A 19,325-nucleotide genomic window follows, 5' to 3' on the forward strand; every position below is an offset into this window, starting at 1 on the left:
TATTTTTTATGAATAGGTGCAGTTCGCAGGCGATACTGCCCAATGGAAGTATATCAAAATCAACAGGGTTGTACCAACTACAATGAACTCATTTCGATATCTGCCGAATAGATTTTTTTTATGCCTTCCTTCGTTTCTAAAAGAAGAACACCCTCTTCGTCTATTCCTAAGGCTTTCCCATAAAATGTTCCGTTTAGCGTTCTTGCTCTTAATTCACTGCCGATTCCAAGCGCATAGCTTTCCCACAGAAGCTTAATTGGCGTGAAACCATGCGTCAAATAGTCGCGGTACCGTTTTTCAAAAGAAAGCAAAATATGCTGCATAACGCTCGCCCGATCTATTTTTTCCCCGGCTGCCAAGCTAAGGCTCGTCGCGATTTCCTTAAGCTCCTCGGGAAAATCGCCGGCCTCTTGATTAACGTTTATGCCTGTACCGATAATGACTGAACGGACACGGTCTTCTTCCGCCTGCATTTCAGTTAAAATGCCCACTGCTTTTTTTCCGTGAATTAATATATCATTAGGCCATTTAATATCCGTTTGAAGGCCTGTTGCCTCCTCTATTCCTTGCACAACAGCTACCGCAGCAAGAAGCGTAAGCTGCGGTGTTTTTTGAAGCGGAATGTCTGGACGCAAAATCAGACTCATCCAGATGCCTGTTCCTTCTTGAGAATGCCACACCCTTGACATCCTCCCTCTGCCGGCTGTTTGTTTATCCGCGACAACGAGAGTGCCCTCCGGCGCGTTATCATTAGCAAGCTCATGAGCCTTTTTTTGAGTGGATGAAAGGACGTCATGATAAAAAAGATGCTGCCCCATCACTTCTGTTTTCAGCCCAAAACGAATTTCACTTTCACTGAGTTTTCCAGGCTTTTTGATGAGCCGATACCCTTTTCTTCTGACAGCTTCCACTTCATAGCCTTCTTTGCGAAGCTCCTCAATATGCTTCCATACAGCTGTTCTCGAACATCCGAGAGCATCACTGATTTTTTGGCCGGAAATAAACTCGCTTCCGGCCTGAGAAAATAATTCAATAAGATCGTTTCTTAAGGTTGATCGCATGTTTTCAGCCACTCCTCTATGTGTTTCTTCTGATTGGAGAGCTTTCCCGTTACAACAGCCTGCTCTATCCGCTGTAATTCTTCAGACACCCATTTTCCAGCGGGCTGGTTTCGCAGTGCAAGTAAATCCCGCCCTGTGATGGCAAGATCCTTCAAGCTTTTGATGGGCAGGCTTTGATAAGCTTCTCGGACTTCCTTCAGTCTCTCACCGTTCAGCTGCTTGGTTTGCCGGAGCATTGATATTTTGACCGCGGATAAAAGCGCTTTTTCACCAGCCTTGTACATAGACATAGCGTCAAGGCTCTGGCCAAACGTGTCGGCAATGTGAGCGGCTTCCTTCATCACTTTTCCAGGAAGCTTCCAGGCTTTCAGGAAAAGCATCGCATCTTTCAATTCTATCTGAAGATCAATTAAAAGTGCTGCCCACAGTTCCTCACGAGAAGTGAGAAAAGAAAACGGAAACTCGCTCGCCGTAAGCAGGTTCTCTCGTTTGTGATAAAAACCGGGCAGTTCTTTATAAAGCCCCGTATGTACAAGCATTTGAATGGCCTCTCGGGACGCTTTTCCCAGTAAAAGCTTCTCGAACTCTATTGTTTTTCGTTCGACTGATACATGTGACAGAAGTGTTTTCTCTTTTATGATCGCTTCTTCTGTTTCCTTCGAAAGCGTAAATCCGAGCTGGCTCATAAATCGCACCGCTCTCAGCATGCGAAGCGCATCCTCCTGAAACCGGTCCTCCGGTTTTCCAACCGTTCGAATCAGCTGCTGATCTATGTCTTTCTTTCCGCCAAAATAATCAAGAACTTGACCGTCAGCTGTCATAGCCATCGCATTAATCGTTAAATCCCTGCGTTTTAAATCCTCTTCTAATGATGTAATAAAGTGTACTTCTGACGGCCTTCTGTAATCTTCATAATCTGATTCAGTCCGGAATGTAGTGACTTCATAGGTATCATCTTCCCAGAGCACAATAATTGTTCCGTGCTCTTTGCCGACATCAACCGTCCGCTTAAAAAGCCGTTCTACTTGGTCCGGTGCCGCATCTGTCGCAATATCGACATCTCCAATTGTTCGTTTCATATAGCTGTCACGAACTGCGCCTCCGACAAAGTAAGCTTGGTGGCCTGCTTCAATTAATGTGCGGAGCACGGGAAGTGCTTTGATAAAATCTTGTTCCATGTCATCACTCCGGTTCTGCTAAATCGGCATATATCTGTTCATACTGGCTGACAATCTTTTGTGACGAAAATTCATTATTGAGCATTTCCATGGCCGCTTCGGTAAACTGCTTGCTCAGCTGTTCGTCTTCTAAAATGCGAACCGCTTTGGCTGAAGCGGCTTCGACATCGCCGACATCCACCAAAAACCCGCTCACATTGTTTTTTATCACCTCAGGGATACCGCCAATATTCGTTCCGATGCAAGGTACTCCGCATGCCATCGCTTCAAGCAGGACAAGGCCAAAACTCTCTTTTTCAGACAGCAGCAGCTTCAAATCACTGATTGAATAAAGCTCCTCTACACGGTCTTGATTTCCAAGCATCAGCACTTGTTTTTCCAGCCCGTATTTTCTGACAAGCTCACAGGCGACTGATTTTTCAGGGCCGTCTCCGACTAAGAGCAGTTTTGCTTTTGTTTTGCCGGCTATATTGCGAAACACCCGGATGACATCCTGCACACGTTTGACCTTTCTGAAGTTGGACACATGGATCACGACTTTTTCATCCGGCAGTATGCCATGTTTCTCTTTAATGGCCGCTGTGTTTTTCTTAAGATAGACACGTTCATCTATGAAATTATAAATCGTTTCTATTTTTTTCTCCGGCTTAATTAAATCGTACGTTTCAGCAGCAAGGGCTGATGAGACCGCTGTCACCCTGTCTGAAGCCTCTATCGCAAAACGGATAAGATCTTTTAAAGAGGGGTCGTAGCCTAATACTGTAATATCCGTTCCATGCAAAGTTGTCACGATGCCGATATTCCGTTTCAGCATCTGCTTTGCGAGATAAGCGCAAACCGCATGCGGCAGAGCGTAGTGCGCGTGGATGATGTCTAAATTCTCCCGTTCTGCAACCTCAGCGATCTTGCTTGCCAATGTTAAATCATACGGCGGATATTTAAATACGGCATATTGGTTTACTTCAACTTCATGAAAGTGAATATTAGGATGGTATGTATTTAATCTGAACGGGATGCTTGATGTTATAAAATGGATTTCATGTCCCTTTTCAGCAAGCTGTTTCCCGAGTTCTGTCGCAATGATACCTGAGCCGCCGACGCTCGGATAGCATGTAATGCCTATTTTTAGTTTTTTCATTGTTCGCCCCCAAGCACATCATGATCCAGCATCAGCATTCGATTGGAAAAGAAGCCCTCAGCGTACCCTACACCCGCTTCTTTGCCGAACAGCTTTTCTCTTGCTTCAACGATCTCGATATAACCATTCGTCAATGGTGTTGAAACAGAATTTTGTGACGGTACAAACTGGCTTTTGTAGGCATTGAGGCTTTTCTTTTTATCCTCAATTGTATCCGAGATATCAATAACAAAATCAGGCTGATGAAAACCATTTATCATATAATAGTAGACCTTACTTACTTTATGCGCAGGCAGGCTGTTTTCATCCTTATATTTATGAATTCCTGCTGAAAAGATCGCTTCTTCAACCAGTGCGGCAGCATTGCCGTGGTCCGGATGACGATCCTTTTTATATGGCATAAACACCGCTTTCGGCCGGCAGGTTCTAATGATTGTGACAATCGCCCGAATCGCATCATCACTCTTCATCAGCCCGCGGTCAGGGAGCGTCAACTGAATTCTTTTGTCCACACCTAATATACGGGCTGCTTCGGCCGCTTCTTCTTTTCGCAAACTGACTGTTCCGTTCGAAGATAACTCAGCTTCAGTCAAATCACATATCACAGCTTTTTTTCCCTGTTTGACAAACTTTGCTATTGTACCGCCCATACCGATCTCGACATCATCACTATGAGCGCCAAAAGCAAGAACGTCAGCATTATACATGAGGTTCTTCTCCCCGAAGAAGATTGCGGAATTCAAAAACGCCTTCATTTAGTGTGCGAACAAGAATTTCTGCAGTTCCCATATTGGTGGCAAGCGGAATCGAATAAACATCACATAAACGGATTAATGCCGAGACATCCGGTTCATGCGGCTGTGCGGTCAGCGGGTCGCGCAAAAAGATAACCAGGTCAAGTGCGTTAGCGGCAATTAACGCGCCGATTTGCTGGTCTCCACCTAAAGGGCCGGATTGAAAACGCTGAATTTTAAGGCCGGTCGCCTCTTGAATTTTCAATCCCGTTGTTCCCGTTGCATATAGATCATGATGACTCAAAATCTCTTGATAAGCGGTTGTAAATTGGATCATATCCTGTTTTTTCTTGTCATGCGCGATCAAAGCAATTTTCATCATTTATCCCCCTGTCTAATCAATGATATTTTCCAATCCGTACACAAGCTGATCAATCTTCATGACTTGTTCTACAGACAGTTTTACACCGGACATGAAGGAAGCACGGTTATAAGAATCGTGACGGATCTGCAGCGTTTGGCCGTCCATGCCGAACATCACTTCCTGATGGGCGATCAACCCTGGAAGACGAACACTGTGCAGACGGATTCCGTTTAGTTCCGCACCTCTTGCTCCTGGGAGGATTTCTTTTTCATCTGGATGCCCTTGCTGTTTTTCTTTTCGAACTTCAGAAATCATTTCCGCTGTTTTGAGAGCCGTTCCGCTTGGCGCGTCAAGCTTCTGATCATGGTGCAGCTCAATAATCTCAACATCATCGAAGTAGTTGGCAGCCATTTTTGAGAATTTCATCATGAGTACCGCACCCAATGCAAAGTTTGGAGCGATGATAGCCCCGATCCCTTTTTCTTCTGTCAGAGTTGTAAGTTCTTTCAAATCAGCTTCAGAGAAACCGGTAGTGCCCACTACAGGACGGACACCGTGTTCTAATGCAACTTTTGTATGTACTTTGCCGATTTCGGGTGTTGTTAAATCAATTAATACATCTGGTGTTGTTTCTGTAAAGCAGGCATGGATATCTGTGTAAATAAGAGCATCAGACTCCACAGCCATCACATCAGATAATTTGCGCTGATCGTATGTATGGTCTACTGCTCCGACCAGGTCAAAATGAGGTGTTTTTTCAGCCAATTTAACAGCTTCTTGCCCCATTCTTCCCCGCGGTCCTGCAATGACTACTTTAATTGTTTCGTTTGACATCTTGATCTCCTCTACTTTCCTTCTTCTTTTCTTGTCCAGCGGTCTTTATCTCTAGTATTAAATTTATGCATGACTCGGTCGTGGGCTTCCTCCAATGAAATATCAAGAGAGTTGGCTAAACAAACCAATACAAACAGCACATCGCCCATTTCCTCTTCCATGCTTTTATCATCTTCAGTCGCTTTTTTTGGTTTTTCTCCATAACGATGATTGACTTCTCTTGCAAGCTCGCCCAGTTCTTCGGTTAATCTTGCCATCATGGCAAGCGGGCTGAAATACCCTTCTTTAAATTGGCCGATATAGCGGTCCACCTCAGCCTGTATATCTTTCATTGTTTTATCACTCACTGCACGAAACCTCCTATCATCCTCTTACATGTTAGCTAATTCGGATACGTTTGACAAATGTTTAAGCACGTTTGCTGTTTTCTTTTGCATCCACTATAATATAAACGCTATCTAATGGAAGGAAAAGGGGTTTTGTGTGATGCTTGGAGAAATTAGATTAAAAAACATAATTTTTATTTTAATCGGTGCAGCAATTTTTTCATTTGGCCTGGTTCATTTTAATATGCAAAACAATCTGGCAGAGGGTGGATTCACGGGAATTACACTATTGCTTTATGCCCTTTTCCATATTAGTCCTTCTATTTCAAACCTGGTTTTGAATATCCCGATCTTTTTTATCGGCTGGCGTTTGCTGGGCAGGACGATGTTTGTATACACACTAGTCGGTACTGTAGCACTGTCTTTATTCCTCAGCATTTTTCAGCGATATGAAATACATATGCCCCTTCAGCATGATCTTGCGCTTGCCGCTTTATTTGCCGGCGTATTCATTGGAGCCGGCTTAGGCATTATTTTTAAGTACGGCGGGACGACGGGCGGGGTTGATATCATTGCCCGTTTGATCAATAAGTATTTTGGGATACCAATGGGCAGAACGATGTTTGCTTTTGATGCTTGCGTGATCATTTTATCATTGCTTACCTATCTCTCTTACAAAGAAGCCATGTACACATTGGTTGCCGTATTTGTGGCGGCAAGACTGATTGATTTTACTCAGGAAGGCGGGTATGCAGCTAAAGGTGCAACAATCATCTCTGCGAAAAACGATCAGATTCAGAAGAAGATTCTTGAGGAAATGGAACGGGGCGTTACCATTTTGAAAGGACAGGGATCCTACACGAAAGAGGATCTAGACGTACTGTATTGTGTAGTGCCGAAAAACGAATTGGTCATGCTAAAAAGTGTGATTAACTCCATTGATCCTCATGCCTTTGTCGCGGTCAGCGATGTACACGATGTGCTTGGAGAAGGATTTACACTTGATGAAAATAAAAATCCGCTCCCGCGCTAATGTTTTTTGGATGACAGAAGGCGGCTTCCGCCGCCCCTCTTACTCATTTTGGGTAATCCCGTTTTTTCAGTTTCTTTTTTTCCGCTCTGTATTTTCTGTAACCGACATAAGTAAGTGCAGTAATGATGATACCTCCTGTAGTGATCATCACCCATAACAAAGACGGATCTGCATCATCCTCTTCCACCCTGTCAAATACACTCTTCAGGTCGTTCTGGAGTAGGGATAGCCGTTCAAGCTTCGTACTCTCGGTCATTTGCTGAAATCCCTCTTGCTCGATCACTGCAATATGTTTTCCGACTGTATCAAGCTGATCTTCTGATATATCGATTGTAAGACTTGGATAAATCAAATCATACAAGCTGATAAATTCATTCCACTTTTCATGAAAGCTCGTACTTTCATTTTTTTGGACATCCTGCTTAAGTGCGGCAAAGACCTCCATAATCGGCTTCTCCAGTGACCCCCAAAGGGGATCAGACTGATTGTCAACAGCATCCATCAGCATTCTGAACTGTGCGGCTGCTCTGAGCTTTTGTGTGTCTGATGCATCAGCCTGTTTCAAACTCCGTACCATATCGTTATAGCCCAAAGTAATTTGGCGAATTTGGGCTCCGGTTAACATGCTGTCTTGCTTCTGCTTTTCAGCGGATTTTAATGTTTTTTCAAAATACGATAAGACTTGTAGCGCCTCTTCATATTTCAATTGGCGGGTCATTTGAAAAACCGTATCGGATAAATCATTCAATTCCTTGAGGCTTCCCCGCTCTTCAGCCTTGGCATTCCCATTATAAAAAATAAGAGCTATCAACAAACAGATCGTCAGCTTTCGTTTCATGCAGGTCCCTCCCACTCTCTCTCCTTACAGAATATGAAGGAAAGGACAAGGATAGACCAAGATTGTCTTTACGTCAGTTGAAGCTTTGTTTGCTTTTTCGATATGACAAGATAGAAGGCAAGCCCGATTGAAAAGATGCTCAGCCAAAACGTTCCATATCCTATGTCAGTCATATATTCAGAAAGCATGGAGTATTGAGGCATCATCCCAAACAGGTAATCAATGACATCATTATGAAGCGTCCAGACCGCAGCTATAACAAGATGCCATAATGAAAACCGAAAATACGGGCTGTACAGCACTCCTTGGACAGCCATAGCAAAATGCGAGGCAATCAGCATATAGCCTTCCCATGGCAAATCCCCCGTTACAGCCAGCACGAGAATATTCATGACGACCGCCCACAAGCCATATTTCACGAGCGTGACTAACGCAAGCGCTTCAAAAAGCGGAGCATTCCGCTTCATGAGAAAGGCCAGCAGCACAAACAAGAAGAAAAACGTTGCTGTCGGACTGTCCGGAACAAAGATGAGGAAACGGGCCGGCGTCTCTAAAAGCTGAGGCAAGTACCAATAGTAGCCGTAAACCGTCCCCAGAAAATTGATGGCTAAGACAAGAATAAGCATCGTTCGCTGTCCTAATACATATTGAAACCATTTCACATCAAATCAACTCTCAGTCTGTAAAAATAATGTGTCCATATAAAAAAGCTGACGCCTGGTCAGCTTTTGATAATAAAAGTATATCCTTCCATCTCGCAATTCACAATACGTTATTTTGCGGTTGTTTCGGAAATGAATTTCGCAAGTTCTTCAAGCTGCTTATCATTTCCTTTGAACACACCTGCCGGCATTTGGCCTTTTCCTTCAACGGCGATCTTTTTGATTTCTTCCGGCTTCAGTCCGGTGTCTACCAATGAAGGCCCAGCCGCTCCGCCTTGAAGATTATCCCCGTGACATGAAATACAGCCCTGCTCCTGAAAAATTTTATATCCTTCGGCACTGGTATCGATATCCGCTTCTTTTGTGATTTTCCCCTGCTCCTCCGCCTTTGCCCAATCGTGAGTGGCTACAGACTGCCAAGTCAAAAATACAGCCGCGGAAATAGCTAAGAGCATCATCCCCACAGCCACAGGACGCTTCCAAGGCCTTCTTTCCGTTCCCCTGTCGAGAAATGGCGCCAAAAGCAGAGCACCAAAGGCGATCCCCGGCATAATCATAGCGCCGACCACCGTAAAACTCCCTGCGGCGTATTCATATTTCAAAAGCTGATATAAGAAAAGAAAATACCAGTCCGGCAGCGGAATATAACCTGTATCAGTCGGGTCCGCCATCCGCTCCAAAGGCGGCTGGTGTACAATCGTCAAAACAAGAAAACCGATCAGAAAGACAGCTCCGACCATCCATTCCTTTAATAAGAAATTTGGCCAGAAGGCTTCTGTTTTACCGGGATACTCTGAGTAATCCTTCGGTATATTCGGCTTTTTCTCAGCCGGTATCCTTGAGTCTCCTACAAATTTCATCCCTTTGCCCCGGTGCATGTCATCCCCTCCCTTTTATTCGCAGATCAAGTTTAAAGCGGTCCTGAAATTCCCTGCTTGCGGATCATAATAAAGTGTGCGGCCATCAATCCAAACAATGCGGCAGGAAGAAAGAATACATGGATCGCAAAAAACCTAGTCAGCGTTTGGGCGCCTACAATATCCGGATGCCCTGCCAGGAGTGTTTTGACTTGCGTCCCGATTAAAGGAGTGGCTTCAGCGATCTGCAGTCCAACTTTTGTGGCAAACAGAGCCTTCATATCCCAAGGAAGCAAGTAGCCTGTAAACCCAAGCCCGAGCATAACAAAAAAGATTAACACACCGACTATCCAGTTCAGTTCCCGCGGCTTTTTATACGCCCCTTGGAAAAAGACCCTTAGCGTATGTAAAAACATCATCACAATGACCAAGCTGGCGCCCCAATGGTGCATCCCCCTGACAATCTGGCCGAATGCGACTTCATTTTGCAAATAATATACCGATTCCCAAGCATTTTTAATATCAGGCACATAATACATCGTTAAAAACATCCCGGACAACACTTGGATAACGGTTACAAAAAACGTCAGTCCCCCAAAGCAGTACACAAACGCAGAGAAATGATGGGCGGGATTCACATGTTCCGGCACTTCGTGATCGGCAATATCCCTCCACATCGGTGTAATATCAAGCCGTTCATCTACCCAGTCATAAATTTTGTTCAGCATGTCACCCTTCCCCCTTAGGCTTTGCTTTTCCAAGATACAGGAAGCCGTCTTTAACTTCTTGCTCGTAATGATCAAGAGGCGCAAGCGGCGGCGTGCCAGGGACATTGGTGCCGTCTTTTTCATAGAGTCCGTAGTGGCAAGGACAGAAAAATTTATTCGGGTTTTTAGGATCGCTGTTCCAGTTCACCGTACACCCCAAATGCTTGCAAATTGGTGAAAGTGCTACAATCTCATCCCCATTTTTGAAAACCCAAGCTGATCTCGATTCTTCCGACTCATACCAGGCATCGACTTGATTAATTTTGAAATCAAAGCGCTGCGGCTCTTTCGTCAGCTCATCTACGCTGACAACCTGAACCATGTCCTGCTTTCCTGTCGATTTTAATACCGGGTCGAGTGCAAAGCGAACCATAGGCATGAGCATACTAGCCGCCATAAACCCCCCTACGCCTGTTAGCGTATAATTTAAAAATTGACGTCTCGATATATCATGTCTTCCGCCCATCTCTTCTCCCCCCTCAAGGTCAACCCTGCAAACTGACTAAAATAGAAAATATTTCATAACTCTAGACACCCTCATAATATATGAATCTCTCAGCAAGGTCAATATAGCCAAAATATTGTTTATGAGGAAATGTAAGTGTTTTTACGAAGCGTTCCATAACTGTAACAAAACGTTCAAAATTTCAGCTGTGCGTTCATCTAATATTTTTCTTTTTAGGGAGTCATTTAAGTGCTCTAACGGTACAGAAGGCGCAACAATAATTTTCCCTAATGACTCTTCGCTTCTCCAATGATCATCAGCTGTCAGCAATAGAACATGCTGAAAATCTGATTTGACCTCCTCCTGTAAATCTTTCAGCCCTTGAACGGTATTTTCATTTCTATCAACATATGTATAAGCAGGCAATAAATATACCCGTCCTTTTAACTGCCTTTCCAATTCTTCCGCAAGAAGCTGCGTAAATTCGCCTCTCTCTGCCGCTATTTTTATTTGGCTCCCCATTTTAATGTTAATTAATGGTATGACAGCGGTATCAATGTAATCTTTAGATTGTAAGTAGTCCTTGGCATCAGGCATTTTCCACCTCATCATCGTTCTCCCCTTTTTACGACAACAAGCCTTGCATTACGCTGCAAGGCTGGTCATGTTATGTGAGCTGATTCAATTGGCGCGATAATTGTTCAAATGCTTCTTTATCATGACGATCAAGCGCATCGTCAATGTCTTTTAATAATTTTTCTCTTTGGAATGTAGAAATGGCGTGCTCCAGGATTTGTTCAGCCAGCCCCTGATCTTTTTTGTTTTCAAACAGATCTTTCGGAATGTGAGGGTTGGACTCCAGCACCGCCGCATACTCAGGAGAACTGTAGGCTGAACGGAAATTAAGCTGGATAAACAAATCCTGCTGTTTATTTAATCTAATATCATGAAAAGATTTTTCCGCGTCGGTTGTCATGACATTCTCTTTATAAAACCGAAACGGAACTTCTTCAACACAATGTGTTGACATTATAATGCCTCTCGGGCAAAATTCTGCCTGCTCCACAAAATGAACCTTTTCCATTAAAGAATCGTGGCTCATTAAGTAGTTCAAGATCCATACGCACTCTCTGCGTTTTAGCTGATAATGGTTTAAAAACCAACGGATAAAATCCTTTTTCTCATTGACAGAAACAGGGGTCTGCATGTAATTCCCTCCTCTATCGATCGTATAATCTATACTTATATGTTCCACATAAGCGGTTTAAATTCCTGCTTATCTCGAAAATTCATCCTCGATCCGCAAGATTATTTCTTCCAGCTCTTCATTTGCTCCGTCTATTTCGAGTACCTTTTTCAATAGCGGCAGCGCTTCTTGTTGAAGGCCTTCTTCTAATAAAAAGGTTGCGTATTCGTATAAGAAATCTCTGTCCTCACGATAGTGAAGAAAAGCAGCTTCAAAGGATTGTTTTGCTTCTTCGTACTGCTCTAATTCGGTGTAAGCGCTGGCCAGATACCAATTGTATTTCGGATCTTCTTCCCCGTAGCCGCGCACCTCTTGAATTAGATCAATAATTTGCTCATAATCCTCTTCCTTGTGATACACAGCAAGGAGAGTATGAAGTGCTTCGACGAAGCCAGGATCAAGAGCAAGCGCTTCCTGAAGAAGTTGTTTCCCGTCTTCTGATTTCCCGATCTTTAACGCCATCTTTGCGGCATAGAGGAAAAGCTCTTTGTTGTATTCATCATATCTGATACCCTCTTTTGCCGTATTTAATGCCTCTTCATACATCCCTTCAGCCTCATAGCTTTTTGAAAGCGGCATATAAAGTGATGAATAGGATGGATCAAGCTCTTTTAAATCGGACAGCTGTTTAATAGCCGTTTTGATCAGTCCGGCCTGTGAGGCTGTAAATCCATAGCCGAAAATTGTATTAGGGTCAGGATTTTCATCTACAGCTTTTTCATACCACGGAATGGCCTCCTCAAAATCTCCTGATGCACTTAGCGATTCTGCCAGCCTTTGGTGGACATTAACGCCTCCGATCTCACTCTGCTCCCCAGCCGTTCTTTTAAAATATTGAACAGCTTTTGCATAGGCTCCTTGCGTAAAGTAAAGCTCGCCTAACGCAAAATCAATGATTGGTTCATTTTCAAGAATAGACTTTGCCTGTAAAAGCTTTTGCTCACTTACTTCGAACAGTCCCTGCATCTGATAAAGATCAGCCATGAGCAGCAGGCTTTCCGGATAAGATGGGTCTGATTCCGGGATCGTTTCCAGCACAGCCAGCGCTTTTTCTTCTTCGTCAATATCTATTAAAAGTTCAGCATAAAAATTCGTCAGTTCTGTTTCATTCGGATATAGATCATGCAAATCACTGATCAGTGAGATCGCTTTCTCTACATTTCCCCACTCGTAATAAAGCTGTGCTGCGATGGCTTTATCTTCATCATGAAGCTGTGTTTCGGCCTTCGAGAGGGTGTTGAGTCCCTTTTCTGTTTCTCCTGCTTCAACTAATTTTATGGCTTCTTGAATTAATGTATTCAAATCGGACCGGTCCTTTCTTTTCCTAACAACATCAACCATACATAAAAGTCTTATTTGTTCAGGGGTTAATCCTATCATAATTCAGGTGAAAAGCCCTCGGCAAATAAGATGCTTACACTGTACGTCAAGGAATTTCTGAGTCTTATTAGTTTATCAAAAGATCCTGCGATAGCAAATAAAAAAAGGAAGATAGCCCTCTATTACAGTAAAGCAGCCTTTGACCTGCCGACTTGTAAGTAAAGCCCCCTCCCTCTTTTGAATTTTTATATTCCTCTATAAGACAGGCTATGTTTTTTTCCTTCAGTTTATGACTGATAAACAACTCGCACAACAAATCCTGAAGCATGAACTTCAGGATTTGTTTGAAAGCTTATTTAAATGATCAAAGAAGTTTGGATATGACACATGTATGGCGTCGGTCTGTCCGATCTCAATTACCTCTTCTGTTAAACAGGAAGCTATACCCAGCATCATGCCGATCCGATGATCTCCATGACTGGATACTTTCGCGCCGCCTTTCAGAGTTTGTTTGCCGTATACCTTCATTCCATCTTCGGTCGGTTCAATCTCAGCACCGAGCTTTCGAAGCTCTGAAACAACCGTGTCGATACGGTTCGTTTCTTTCACTTTAAGCTCTGCGGCATCCTTAATAACTGTTGTTCCTTCCGCCTGAGTCGCTAGGAGCGCAATGATAGGTATCTCATCAATTAAACGCGGAATAATATCTCCGCCAATTTCAACCGCTTTAAGAGATGACGTTTCAATGATCAAATCTCCATAGGGCTCTGCGCTTTCCTCAACAGACGGTATAATTTCAAGCTTTGCCCCCATGTTTTGAAGCACGTCGATGATACCGGTACGAGTCGGATTTAACCCAACGTTTTTCAGTACAATTCTGCTGTTTGGAATCATTGCGCCAGCTGCAAGGAAAAACGCCGCTGAAGAAATATCTCCGGGAACAAAAATATCTGCAGCCGTAAGCTGCTGGCCGCCTTTTATGGAAACACTTGTCTTGTCCTCTGCCAGTTTCACTCCGAAAGCAGACAGCATCCGTTCAGTATGGTCTCTGGATTTATGAGGCTCGGTGACGGTGGTAGTCCCCTCAGCCTGCAACCCGGCAAGCAAAACAGCCGATTTAATTTGCGCGCTTGCCACAGGTGATACATAGTCAATGCCTTTTAATGTACCGCCGCTTACTGATAGCGGTGTGAATTCTCCGCCGGCTCTGCCGTCAATTTTAGCGCCCATTTGTTTCAGGGGCTCTGTTACACGTTTCATTGGACGCTTCGCAATGCTTTCATCCCCAGCTACCGCGCTGTAAAAAGGGCGGCCCGCAAGGATCCCGAGCATCAGACGAATCGTTGTGCCTGAATTACCGACGTCTAACAGGCTTTCTGGCTCACGCAGGGAATCAATCCCTTTCCCGTGAATGACTACATCACTGCCGTTACGCTCAATTTGAACACCCATCTTCCTAAAGCAATCGATGGTGCTCAGACAGTCCGCTCCCGGCAGAAAATTTTTAACAGTTGTTGTGCCTTTCGCAAGCGCACCAAACATAACAGAGCGGTGAGAAATGGATTTATCACCGGGTATATGTATTTCTCCGTTTAACGCCTGCACCTTTTCTCTTTTCATTGTTTTCCACCTCAATCAGCATAAAAAGTTTCATATTCCGCCCGGGCTTCTATGCACTGTTCGGCCCGTTTGCGGTCATCATCGGATTGAAAACTGATCCTTAAAATTCCGTTAATATCTTCTCTCGTTTCAATAATGCGGATATTCGTTATACTAATGCGTTCCGCAGCAAGTATAGCCGTTATCTCTGAAATTACACCAGGATGATCCGGCACGTCTACGTATAAATCATAAAATGCCGGTATAGCGCCCTTCTGCCGGAGAGGCAGTCCGTCACGGTAGTCCTTTGCCGTTTTAAAATAATTGAATAGTTTTTCGGCATCCCCATGCTCAACATATGCCCGGATCGTTTCAATTTCACGAGTCCACTCATCAAAACGATCTAAAATCTTATCTTTATTATGTAAAAGAATATCACGCCACATTGCAGGACTGCTTGATGCAATCCGGGTAATATCCCGAAAACCGCCGGCTGCAAACCGCTTCACAAGCGGATAAAGCTCTTCCGAGTGATGGGTCTGATGCACAAGACTGGCTGCAACAATATGCGGAAAATGGCTGATCACGCTCGTTACGCCATCATGCTCTTCAGGCGACATTTCTACAAATTGGGCATTCGTCCCTTGCAGCAAATATTTTAACTGATCAACGGCTTGTCTGTCCGTTTTATGGCCTGGGGTTAAAATATAAAACGCATTTTCAAACAAAAATTCCTTTGCGGCAGCAACTCCTGATTTATGCGAGCCTGCCATTGGATGCCCTCCGACAAATTGGTAGCCGGCAGGCAGCACTTGATCGGCGTAATGAACCACTTTTTGCTTTGTGCTTCCTACGTCAGTAATCAAAAGCGAATGCTTAATTCCTGAATGAGCCAGTTCATCAAGCATAAGCAGCGTTTGCGCAACAGGTGTGGCGATAATAACGGTTGCAGCTTTTTTCGCGCCGTCAATAAACGAATCAGCACTCTCATCTATCACACCTAATTTTAAAGCAGCCACCACCTGCTCATCTGAGATGTCGACCCCAATAATGCGTTTTTCCGGATGTTTTTTTTTGATGGCTAACGCAATAGAACCGCCTATCAATCCGAGACCGGCGAGCAATATTGTATCTTTGATTTGATTCATTCGTCATCACCTGTTCATAGACTAAAGAGGTGATACTTGATCACCTCTTATAAAATTTCAGCTAAAGTTGCAAGAATTTCCTCGTTTTGCTCTTTCGTCCCGATCGTAATCCGGAGTGAAGTCGGGAATCCTAATGCATTTCCTGATCGGACTATATAACCTTTTTGCAGCAATGCCTGAAACAACTCATCAGACGGGCGGTTAAAGTCTATTAAAACAAAGTTTGTCTGTGAAGGATAGCACTTTAATCCGTGGGTTTTCGCAAAATCATAATACTGCTGAAGGCCTGCTTGATTTTTCTCGATGCAAGAGGCGATAAATTCTTGATCGTCCAGCGCTGCAATCGCTGCTGCCTGCCCAAGACGGCTGGTGTTAAACGGCTCTCTGGCCGGCTCTATTTGGCGGATCAATTTTTCGTCAGCAATGCCGTATCCAACTCTAAGCGCCGCCAGACCGTAAGCCTTTGAAAACGTGCGCAATATCATAAGATTGGGATACGTATTCAAAAGCGGTATGCTTTCCGGGTAATCCTCAGCTGTTACATATTCATAATATGCTTCGTCAAGAACAACGAGGACACGAGAAGGAACACGCTCCAGAAATGAAATCAATTCTCCTTCAGCTGTATAAGTGCCAGTCGGGTTGTTCGGGCTGCAAATCCAAACAACTTGAGTCTGTTCGTCAATCGCTTCAAGCATCCCGTCTAAATCATGAGAGCCGTCAGCACGAAGGGCAATTTCACGAACTTCAGCGCCTTCAATCACCGCATTATGCTTATATTGCGGAAAAGTCGGGGCTGCTGCAATCGTGTTTGTTTTGTCGTTTAAAAAAGCCCGGCATAAAATTTGGATGATTTCATCTGAACCATTGCCGAAAATAAGTGATGTTTCGCTGACATTGAGGTGCTCACTAAGCCTTGTCCGCAAAGCGGCGCTATACCCATCGGGATATAACGCAAGCTGTTGAATTTCATGATGAAGCGCCTCTTTTGCAGCTTCCGAACAGCCATACGGATTTTCGTTTGATGCAAGCTTCACGACTTTATCCAAACCATATTCAGCTTTTACTGCTTCAATTGGTTTTCCCGGCTGATAAGGCTTTAGTTGTTTTAAATGTTCTTTGATACGCAAATCCAGTCACCTCATTTTAAACTGTACAAACCGCCAAACATCTTCGCGTAATCTTCAAACTCCTGCACTGCACGATCTCTCGTCTCAATGCTGATGAGCCGATCCTTTAATTCTTCTATCTTTTTGACGAGCGCACTTCCCACTACGACACCGTCGCAGATTTCATTCATCTTGACCACCTGCTCGCGGCTGGAAATACCAAACCCTACAGCAACCGGCACAGAGCTGAGATTCTTCACTGTCCGGATAAATGGATAAGCTGATGAATTGAACTCATTTCGGACACCGGTCACACCTAACGAAGATACACAGTAGACGAAGCCCTCGGCTTGTTCAATAATGGTCTTCAAACGGCTTTCGCTTGTCGGTGCAACTAAAGAAATATACGTTACCTCGTGGGTTTTGCATTCCGCTTGAAGGCTGGCGCTTTCTTCTAAAGGCAGATCCGGAACAAGCAGGCCGTCTATATGATTTTCCCGCAGTAAAGCGAAAAAGTATTCTTTGTTCAATTGTAACACAGGATTATAATACGTAAAGAGGATAATAGGAATATTAACGCCACTTTTTTTCATTTTTCCGCCTAATTCAATCGCCTTTACAATATTCATCCCATTTTCAAGTGCCCGTTTTGAAGCCCGCTGAATCACCGGACCGTCTGCCAGCGGATCTGAGTATGCTACACCAATCTCAAGTGCCGTGGCTCCCGCTTTTTGGAGAGACTTAGCCAGTTCGATTGAAACTTCTGGCAACGGATCACCCGCTGTAATAAACGGAATAAACAGTTTTTCCGACTGGGCCTGGTCTATGTTAAACATCCGCTTTCACCTCATCTTCCAATACGTTCATTAATGTGTTGACATCCTTATCTCCTCTTCCTGATAAACAGACGAGGATAGTTTGATCTCGGTCCATCTCTTTTGCGATTTTGAATGCCTTCGCTAATGCATGAGCAGATTCGATCGCTGGTAAGATTCCTTCTTTTTCTGACAATAGTTTTAACGCATCTACTGCTTCTTCATCAGTTATGCAATCGTATGTGACACGGCCGCTTTTATGCAAATAGGCGTGCTCCGGACCAATTCCCGGATAGTCAAGCCCTGCTGAAATTGAATAAGGCTCAATAATTTGACCGTACCCGTCTTGAATGAGGTAAGTGAGCGAACCGTGAATCACGCCTATGGTTCCTTTCGTAATGGTAGCGGCATGAAGCGGGGTATCAATTCCTTTCCCTGCCGCTTCAGCACCGATCAGTTCAACATCTTCGTCTAAAAATGCCTGAAACATGCCTATCGCATTACTTCCGCCGCCTACGCAGGCAACGACTTTATCAGGCAGCGTTCCCTCAATATTTTGCAGCTGATCCTTCGCTTCCTCTCCGATCATTTTTTGAAATTCCCGGACAATTTGCGGGTAAGGGTGTGGCCCGACAACCGATCCGATCATGTAAAAATGATCCTCACAATGCTGAACCCAATAGCGGATGGCCTCATTTGTCGCATCCTTCAGTGTCCCGTTTCCGCTTGTAACCGGCACAACCTCCGCTCCAAGAAGCTTCATTCGGAATACGTTCAGAGACTGGCGGGCGACATCCTCCTCACCCATAAATACAATGCAGGAAAAACCAAACTTTGCAGCAACTGTCGCGGCGGCTACCCCGTGCTGCCCGGCACCTGTTTCTGCAATGATTTTCGTTTTGCCCATTTTTTGTGCAAGCAATGCCTGGCCTAAAGCATTGTTGATTTTATGAGAACCTGTATGGTTTAAATCTTCTCTTTTCAAATAAATTTTAGCGCCGCCTAAATGCTCTGTGACCCGATCGGCATATGTTAATGCGGTCGGCCTGCCGGAATATTCCGCTAACAGCTTCTGATATTCCTCCCGAAAAGCGGGATCATCCTTTATTTCCTTAAATGCTTTTTCAATTTCTTCTAGCGGCTGCATAAGAGTTTCCGGAACAAACTTCCCGCCAAAATCGCCGTATCTGCCTATTTCATTTGGATATGGATACATATCGTTTCATCCTTTCTTCTAAGAGCCTAATCAGGTTGACATCTTTTTGTCCGTTCTTTTCTATTCCGCTGGCAAGATCGACTCCGCCCGGTTTCCATTTCAATAAGTCTGCGATTGTGTCGGGATTCACACCGCCTGCGATGAAGCACCGTTTCCCCGTTTGTTCAGCTTTCTGCTGATATTCCGGCACACACTCCCAAGCAAAAGCCACTCCTGTCCCGCCTCTTGCACCTTTTACAGATGAGTCAATCAAAAAACCGTCTACACAATCGTTAAAGCGGTCCATATCCTGAATTGCTGTGCTGTTATGATGGAGCGCCTTCCATATTTCACAATGTGTCAGCAGGCGAAGGGCTTCAGCATCCTTCGGTGTCTCATCACCGTGAAGCTGGATGACGTCTAGTTGCAATTCGTATGCTATACGGGCAATCGTTCCCATTGTTTCATTCACAAAAACGCCGACAATCTGTTTTCCGGTGCGAACTTGGCTCAGCCACTTTTTCACATCTGCAGTGGATACTTTTCGTTTACTGTCAGCAAAAATAAAGCCCAGATAATCTGCCTGTGAATCCGCTGCAAGCCGCAGATCCTGCAGCGACCGTATACCGCAATACTTTAATGCCGGTTTTTTCATC

General features: G+C 44.3%; 22 protein-coding genes. 1 reads left to right on the top strand and 21 read right to left on the bottom strand.

The features are described from left to right. Positions 1-77: 77 nt before the first annotated feature. From NSU16_RS11065 to NSU16_RS11095, 7 genes are read right to left on the bottom strand one after another with little or no spacing between them, the layout of a single operon-like run. Positions 78-1,061 (bottom strand): biotin--[acetyl-CoA-carboxylase] ligase, encoded by a 984-nt coding sequence (locus NSU16_RS11065; protein WP_101860376.1) that lies wholly within the window; start codon positions 1,059-1,061, stop codon positions 78-80. Further along, positions 1,046-2,239 carry a CCA tRNA nucleotidyltransferase gene (locus NSU16_RS11070; RefSeq protein ID WP_286058383.1) on the bottom strand — a complete coding sequence of 398 codons (1,194 nt, stop codon included), beginning with the start codon at positions 2,237-2,239 and terminating at the stop codon, positions 1,046-1,048. The genes NSU16_RS11065 and NSU16_RS11070 overlap by 16 nt, the downstream gene beginning before the upstream one ends. Positions 2,240-2,243: 4 nt before the next feature. After that, positions 2,244-3,377: an N-acetyl-alpha-D-glucosaminyl L-malate synthase BshA gene (gene bshA, locus NSU16_RS11075; RefSeq protein ID WP_168748115.1), complete on the bottom strand. Its 1,134-nt coding sequence runs from the start codon at positions 3,375-3,377 to the stop codon at positions 2,244-2,246. Then, positions 3,374-4,084: a bacillithiol biosynthesis deacetylase BshB1 gene (gene bshB1, locus NSU16_RS11080; protein ID WP_168748116.1), complete on the bottom strand. Its 711-nt coding sequence runs from the start codon at positions 4,082-4,084 to the stop codon at positions 3,374-3,376. The genes bshA and bshB1 overlap by 4 nt, the downstream gene beginning before the upstream one ends. Further along, positions 4,077-4,490, bottom strand: a complete 414-nt coding sequence (mgsA, locus tag NSU16_RS11085) for a methylglyoxal synthase (protein WP_010334719.1) — start codon at positions 4,488-4,490, stop codon at positions 4,077-4,079. The genes bshB1 and mgsA overlap by 8 nt, the downstream gene beginning before the upstream one ends. A 15-nt stretch (positions 4,491-4,505) precedes the next feature. Next, a complete protein-coding gene (dapB, locus tag NSU16_RS11090; RefSeq protein WP_168748117.1) occupies positions 4,506-5,309 on the bottom strand; it encodes a 4-hydroxy-tetrahydrodipicolinate reductase in 804 nt (267 codons plus the stop codon). An 11-nt stretch (positions 5,310-5,320) separates the two neighbouring features. Further along, entirely contained in the window at positions 5,321-5,656 is a 336-nt protein-coding gene (locus NSU16_RS11095; protein ID WP_004398044.1) for a nucleotide pyrophosphohydrolase, read from the bottom strand. A 139-nt stretch (positions 5,657-5,795) separates the two neighbouring features. Between NSU16_RS11095 and NSU16_RS11100 the strand changes: the two genes are divergently transcribed. Further along, on the top strand, positions 5,796-6,668 hold the full coding sequence (locus NSU16_RS11100) for a YitT family protein (RefSeq protein ID WP_010334721.1): 873 nt from the start codon (positions 5,796-5,798) through the stop codon (positions 6,666-6,668). Between the two features lie 43 nt (positions 6,669-6,711). On the opposite strand, the gene ypjB is transcribed toward NSU16_RS11100, so the two are convergent. The 14 genes from ypjB to NSU16_RS11170 all read right to left on the bottom strand — a co-directional run bounded on the left by ypjB (position 6,712) and on the right by NSU16_RS11170 (position 19,324). Further along, on the bottom strand, positions 6,712-7,506 hold the full coding sequence (gene ypjB / locus NSU16_RS11105; protein WP_339176947.1) for a sporulation protein YpjB: 795 nt from the start codon (positions 7,504-7,506) through the stop codon (positions 6,712-6,714). A 68-nt stretch (positions 7,507-7,574) separates the two neighbouring features. Beyond that, positions 7,575-8,168 carry a DUF1405 domain-containing protein gene (locus NSU16_RS11110; protein ID WP_268449419.1) on the bottom strand — a complete coding sequence of 198 codons (594 nt, stop codon included), beginning with the start codon at positions 8,166-8,168 and terminating at the stop codon, positions 7,575-7,577. 110 nt (positions 8,169-8,278) lie between these two features. Further along, positions 8,279-9,046, bottom strand: coding sequence for a menaquinol-cytochrome c reductase cytochrome b/c subunit (locus tag NSU16_RS11115; RefSeq protein ID WP_010334724.1), 768 nt, complete (start codon positions 9,044-9,046; stop codon positions 8,279-8,281). A gap of 32 nt (positions 9,047-9,078) precedes the next feature. Beyond that, positions 9,079-9,753, bottom strand: coding sequence for a menaquinol-cytochrome c reductase cytochrome b subunit (gene qcrB / locus NSU16_RS11120; RefSeq protein WP_003225560.1), 675 nt, complete (start codon positions 9,751-9,753; stop codon positions 9,079-9,081). A 1-nt stretch (position 9,754) separates the two neighbouring features. Continuing rightward, positions 9,755-10,258: a ubiquinol-cytochrome c reductase iron-sulfur subunit gene (locus NSU16_RS11125; RefSeq protein WP_010334725.1), complete on the bottom strand. Its 504-nt coding sequence runs from the start codon at positions 10,256-10,258 to the stop codon at positions 9,755-9,757. Between the two features lie 141 nt (positions 10,259-10,399). Next, entirely contained in the window at positions 10,400-10,846 is a 447-nt protein-coding gene (locus NSU16_RS11130; RefSeq protein ID WP_010334726.1) for a YpiF family protein, read from the bottom strand. Positions 10,847-10,904: 58 nt separating this feature from the next. Next, the gene (locus NSU16_RS11135) at positions 10,905-11,444 is read right to left on the bottom strand and encodes a ReoY family proteolytic degradation factor (RefSeq protein ID WP_003225551.1); all 540 of its coding nucleotides are present in this window, start codon (positions 11,442-11,444) and stop codon (positions 10,905-10,907) included. A 69-nt stretch (positions 11,445-11,513) separates the two neighbouring features. Next, complete coding sequence (locus NSU16_RS11140; protein WP_326217932.1) at positions 11,514-12,785, bottom strand: tetratricopeptide repeat protein; 1,272 nt, start codon at positions 12,783-12,785, stop codon at positions 11,514-11,516. A gap of 351 nt (positions 12,786-13,136) precedes the next feature. Further along, positions 13,137-14,423 (bottom strand): 3-phosphoshikimate 1-carboxyvinyltransferase, encoded by a 1,287-nt coding sequence (gene aroA, locus NSU16_RS11145; RefSeq protein WP_339190839.1) that lies wholly within the window; start codon positions 14,421-14,423, stop codon positions 13,137-13,139. An 11-nt stretch (positions 14,424-14,434) separates the two neighbouring features. Continuing rightward, positions 14,435-15,550, bottom strand: coding sequence for a prephenate dehydrogenase (locus tag NSU16_RS11150; RefSeq protein ID WP_029441341.1), 1,116 nt, complete (start codon positions 15,548-15,550; stop codon positions 14,435-14,437). 47 nt (positions 15,551-15,597) lie between these two features. Then, complete coding sequence (gene hisC / locus NSU16_RS11155; RefSeq protein ID WP_286058379.1) at positions 15,598-16,680, bottom strand: histidinol-phosphate transaminase; 1,083 nt, start codon at positions 16,678-16,680, stop codon at positions 15,598-15,600. An 11-nt stretch (positions 16,681-16,691) separates the two neighbouring features. After that, positions 16,692-17,495: a tryptophan synthase subunit alpha gene (gene trpA, locus NSU16_RS11160; RefSeq protein ID WP_010334730.1), complete on the bottom strand. Its 804-nt coding sequence runs from the start codon at positions 17,493-17,495 to the stop codon at positions 16,692-16,694. Then, positions 17,488-18,690, bottom strand: a complete 1,203-nt coding sequence (gene trpB, locus NSU16_RS11165; RefSeq protein WP_339190843.1) for a tryptophan synthase subunit beta — start codon at positions 18,688-18,690, stop codon at positions 17,488-17,490. The genes trpA and trpB overlap by 8 nt, the downstream gene beginning before the upstream one ends. Next, a complete protein-coding gene (locus tag NSU16_RS11170) occupies positions 18,671-19,324 on the bottom strand; it encodes a phosphoribosylanthranilate isomerase (protein ID WP_168748128.1) in 654 nt (217 codons plus the stop codon). The genes trpB and NSU16_RS11170 overlap by 20 nt, the downstream gene beginning before the upstream one ends. Between the last annotated feature and the right edge of the window lies 1 nt (position 19,325).

This window comes from Bacillus sp. FSL K6-1003 (genome assembly GCF_037964945.1).
GTDB classification, from domain to species: domain Bacteria; phylum Bacillota; class Bacilli; order Bacillales; family Bacillaceae; genus Bacillus; species Bacillus mojavensis.

What these genes read in the sequence shown, in the direction of transcription:
- dapB (WP_168748117.1), bottom strand. Translation starts at nt 5,309, where the DNA reads ATGTCAAACGAAACAATTAAAGTAGTCATTGCAGGACCGCGGGGAAGA.
- trpA (WP_010334730.1), bottom strand. Translation starts at nt 17,495, where the DNA reads ATGTTTAACATAGACCAGGCCCAGTCGGAAAAACTGTTTATTCCGTTT.
- trpB (WP_339190843.1), bottom strand. Translation starts at nt 18,690, where the DNA reads ATGTATCCATATCCAAATGAAATAGGCAGATACGGCGATTTTGGCGGG.
- NSU16_RS11070 (WP_286058383.1), bottom strand. Translation starts at nt 2,239, where the DNA reads ATGGAACAAGATTTTATCAAAGCACTTCCCGTGCTCCGCACATTAATT.
- NSU16_RS11150 (WP_029441341.1), bottom strand. Translation starts at nt 15,550, where the DNA reads ATGAATCAAATCAAAGATACAATATTGCTCGCCGGTCTCGGATTGATA.
- NSU16_RS11125 (WP_010334725.1), bottom strand. Translation starts at nt 10,258, where the DNA reads ATGGGCGGAAGACATGATATATCGAGACGTCAATTTTTAAATTATACG.
- ypjB (WP_339176947.1), bottom strand. Translation starts at nt 7,506, where the DNA reads ATGAAACGAAAGCTGACGATCTGTTTGTTGATAGCTCTTATTTTTTAT.
- NSU16_RS11170 (WP_168748128.1), bottom strand. Translation starts at nt 19,324, where the DNA reads ATGAAAAAACCGGCATTAAAGTATTGCGGTATACGGTCGCTGCAGGAT.
- NSU16_RS11100 (WP_010334721.1), top strand. Translation starts at nt 5,796, where the DNA reads ATGCTTGGAGAAATTAGATTAAAAAACATAATTTTTATTTTAATCGGT.
- NSU16_RS11115 (WP_010334724.1), bottom strand. Translation starts at nt 9,046, where the DNA reads ATGCACCGGGGCAAAGGGATGAAATTTGTAGGAGACTCAAGGATACCG.
- qcrB (WP_003225560.1), bottom strand. Translation starts at nt 9,753, where the DNA reads ATGCTGAACAAAATTTATGACTGGGTAGATGAACGGCTTGATATTACA.
- NSU16_RS11065 (WP_101860376.1), bottom strand. Translation starts at nt 1,061, where the DNA reads ATGCGATCAACCTTAAGAAACGATCTTATTGAATTATTTTCTCAGGCC.
- mgsA (WP_010334719.1), bottom strand. Translation starts at nt 4,490, where the DNA reads ATGAAAATTGCTTTGATCGCGCATGACAAGAAAAAACAGGATATGATC.
- NSU16_RS11135 (WP_003225551.1), bottom strand. Translation starts at nt 11,444, where the DNA reads ATGCAGACCCCTGTTTCTGTCAATGAGAAAAAGGATTTTATCCGTTGG.
- NSU16_RS11130 (WP_010334726.1), bottom strand. Translation starts at nt 10,846, where the DNA reads ATGAGGTGGAAAATGCCTGATGCCAAGGACTACTTACAATCTAAAGAT.
- bshB1 (WP_168748116.1), bottom strand. Translation starts at nt 4,084, where the DNA reads ATGTATAATGCTGACGTTCTTGCTTTTGGCGCTCATAGTGATGATGTC.
- aroA (WP_339190839.1), bottom strand. Translation starts at nt 14,423, where the DNA reads ATGAAAAGAGAAAAGGTGCAGGCGTTAAACGGAGAAATACATATACCC.
- bshA (WP_168748115.1), bottom strand. Translation starts at nt 3,377, where the DNA reads ATGAAAAAACTAAAAATAGGCATTACATGCTATCCGAGCGTCGGCGGC.